The organism is Longimicrobium sp., from assembly GCF_036387355.1.
GTDB lineage: Bacteria > Gemmatimonadota > Gemmatimonadetes > Longimicrobiales > Longimicrobiaceae > Longimicrobium.
Map to the genome: position 1 here is coordinate 1 of NZ_DASVTX010000132.1, position 3,277 is coordinate 3,277.

The 3,277-nt window shown below is 70.0% G+C and carries 2 protein-coding genes; both read right to left on the reverse strand.

Going from position 1 to position 3,277, the window contains the following annotated elements:
- A partial coding sequence (locus VF665_RS06045; protein ID WP_331052518.1) for an alcohol dehydrogenase catalytic domain-containing protein occupies window positions 1-706 on the reverse strand: 706 nt, incomplete at its 3' end.
- A 165-nt stretch (window positions 707-871) separates the two neighbouring features.
- Entirely contained in the window at window positions 872-3,043 is a 2,172-nt protein-coding gene (locus tag VF665_RS06050) for an ATP-binding protein (protein WP_331052519.1), read from the reverse strand.
- Window positions 3,044-3,277 lie beyond the last annotated feature (234 nt).

The following is a 3,277-nucleotide window of genomic DNA, read 5'->3' on the forward strand; positions in this document are numbered from 1 at the left end:
CGATGTCGTCGTACTCCGAGAAGTTGTAGGTCTCGGCGTGGGCGAAGGTGCGGGCCTTCTCGAGCCGGTACTCGATGTGGTCGATCACGATCACCCGCCCCGCGCCCATGAGCCACGCGGACTTGGCGGCGATCAGCCCCACCGGCCCCGCGCCGAAGACGACGACGGTGTCGCCCATCTCGATGTTGCCCAGCTCCGCGCCAAAGTAGCCGGTGGCGCAGGCGTCGGTGAGCAGCACCGCGTCCTCGTCGTCCATCCAGTCGGGGATGATGCTGGGTCCCACGTCGGCGAACGGAACGCGGACGAACTCCGCCTGCCCGCCGTCGTAGCCGCCCGTGGTGTGCGAGTAGCCGTAGATGGCGCCGACGGCCGTGGCGTTGGGGTTCACGTTGTGGCAGTTGCCGTACAGCGTGCGGGCGCAGAAGAAGCACGATCCGCAGAACACGTTGAACGGCACCATCACCCGGTCGCCGCGCTTGATGTTGCGCACGGAGGGGCCCACCTCGTGCACCTCGCCGATGAACTCGTGGCCAAAGGTCATGCCCACGCGCGTGTCCGGCATCATCCCGTGGTACAGGTGCAGGTCGGAGCCGCAGATGGCCGCCCGCTGCACCCGCACAATGGCGTCATTGGGGTGCTCGATCCTGGGGATGTCCTTTTCTTCCACCCGCACGCGGTACGGTCCCCGGTACACCATGGCTCGCATCGTCCCCTCCCGTTGAAGATCCTTCACGGCTCGCCCGCCGAGCGGGGCGGGGCACTGCGCATCCACCATGCCGCGGCGGTGGAAATGCGGGCGCAAGTGCTTTTCGGGATGGGAGATGGACGGGCGGCGCCGGCCTGCTCCGGGCTCATGGTCAGGGGCAAATGGTCAGACGCCGCGATCTTCCACGCCGCTGGCCGCGCGGCACCCCGCGGGGAGGGTGATGGTGAACGTGCTTCCCACGCCGGGGACGCTCTCCAGGGTGAGGTCGCCGTCCATCCCGCGGGTCAGGTCGCGGCTGATGGCGAGCCCCAGCCCCGTGCCTTCGTGCGCGCGCGTGAGCCGCTGGTCCACCTGCACGAACGGCTCGAACACCGCCTCCCACTTGTCCCGCGGAATCCCCAGCCCGCTGTCGCGCACGCGGATCTGCACGCGCCCGGCCGGCTGCGTCTCGCAGCTCACCTCCACGCGCCCGGCCACGCCGGCCCGCTCGTCCGTGAACTTGACGGCGTTGGAAAGCAGGTTGAGCAGCACCTGCTGCAGCTTTTCGCGGTCGGCGCGCACGGTGAGCGCCGGGTCGCACCCCGCCCAGAAGTAGCCGAGCCGCTTGGCCTGCAGCTGCGGCGCCACGAGCATCTCCGCTTCCGTCATGGCCTCGGCCACGGGCACGTCGGTGAGGGCGTACTGCACGGTGCCCGTCTCCAGCCGCGCGAAGTTGAGCACTTCGTTGATGAGCGACAGGAGCGCCCGCTGGCTGCGCTGAATGCGGTCCAGCGCGTTCAACTGCTCGGGGGTGACGGGGCCGTGAACGCCCATCCCGATCAGCTCCGTGTATCCGCCGATGGCGTTCAGCGGCGTCCGGAGCTCGTGGCTCATCATGGCCAGGAACTCGCTCTTGGCCTGGTTGGCCGCCTCTGCCTCGGCGCGGGCGCGCTCGCTTTCCTCCAGCAACCGCTCGATCTCGCGGCGCGCCAGCACCTGCTCGGTCACGTCCGTTCCGTGCGCAATGATGCCCGCCCGCCGCCCGTCCGCCTCGATCAGCGGCAGGTAGGTGAGGTCGATGAACCGCTCCTCCGGCAGGGCGCCGGCCGTGCGCGCCACGCGCAGCGAAAGCGCGCGGCCAACGAAGCGCTCGCCCGTGGCGAGAACCTGGTCCAGCAGCTCGCGAAAGCCCTGCCCCTGCACCTCGGGCAGCGCCTCGAACGCCGGTTTGCCCAGCAGGTCGCGCCGGCCCACCAGCTCGTAGAAGGCGTCGTTCACCAGATCAAAGACGTGGTCCGCGCCCCGCAGCACGGCCAGAGAGGCCGGCGCCTGGCGAAACACGTCTTCCAGCCGGGCGCGCTCCAGCATCAGTTCCCTTACCAGCGTTTCGCGCTCGTGCTCCATCGCGCGCCGGGCGGTCACGTCGGCGAACAGCATGGCCACGCGGCGGTCCTCCGGCGCGCCGGCGCGAAAAGCGAACACGTCGAACCATCGGCCCATGGCCTTGGCGTCGCTCTGAAAGCGGATGGACTGGCCGGTGGCTGCGACCCGGGCCGCGGTCTGGATCCACTTGTCTTCCAGCAGCGGCACCATTTCCCGCGCCGTACGGCCGACGGGATCCGCCAGCCCCGTCTGGGCCGTGAACGCCGGATTCGCTTCCACGTAGCGGTAGTCCACCGCCCTGCCGCCCGCGTCGTACAGCATCTCGGTGACAAAGAAGCCCTGGTCGATGGAGTCGAACAGCGAGCGGTACTTGGCCTCGCTGCGCCGCAGGGCTTCGGCCTGCGTCTCCAGGTGCATCGCCAGTTCACGCAGCTGGCGGTTGGTGCGGCTCAGCGCCTCGCCCTGCACGGCGAGATGAGCGTTCGCGTCCTCGGCGGCGTGGCGCGCCTGGATGCTCCGGGCGTGCTCGCCCCGCAGCGTCTCGTGCGCGGAGGTCAGGCGGATGGCCGCGGTCACGTCGTCCACGCGCTGGATGACGTGGGTGACCTTTCCCGACATCCGGTCGACCACCGGCGAGTGCACCGGGCTCCAGTGCCTTTCCTCCCACGTGCCGTCGGCGCGGCGCACCGCGTACTGCTGCACCGGCATGACGTCCGGAACGCCGCTGGCGATCACGCGCTCCAGCGAGGCCCGCACGTTGTTCATCCCCGTGGCGCCCGGGTCGGAGGGCGGGTCCGGAAACGCTTCGAAGATGCCGCGCCCGATGATGCCGCGCGGGCCGTCGCGGGTGCTCAGGGTGGCGGCCAGGTGGGCGTCGCTCGCGGCCACGATGGTGTAGCGCGGCGCATCGGCCCGCATCACCATGAAGAGCCCCGGCGCCGCCTCGAACAGGCTGCGGAAGTCAGGGCCGTCCATCACCGTCTCTCCTGCCGCGCACCATCCCCCATGGCCTCCATCTCTCCCGTAAACACGCACGCGCCGTCGTAGCCCGGGTCGCTTTCTGCAAAGATGCCGCCCGGGCTCGAGGCGGCCCCTGACTGATTCGTGATGAGCGGTGCCGGTCACGGATTCGTGACGGTTCGCGGCGCGGCGTTCTCGAATCCCATGACGCCCGGCCGTGGCAGGCTCGGCCCGGCTCGAAGGTCAGAG

What these genes read in the sequence shown, in the direction of transcription:
- VF665_RS06050 (WP_331052519.1), bottom strand. Translation starts at nt 3,043, where the DNA reads ATGGACGGCCCTGACTTCCGCAGCCTGTTCGAGGCGGCGCCGGGGCTC.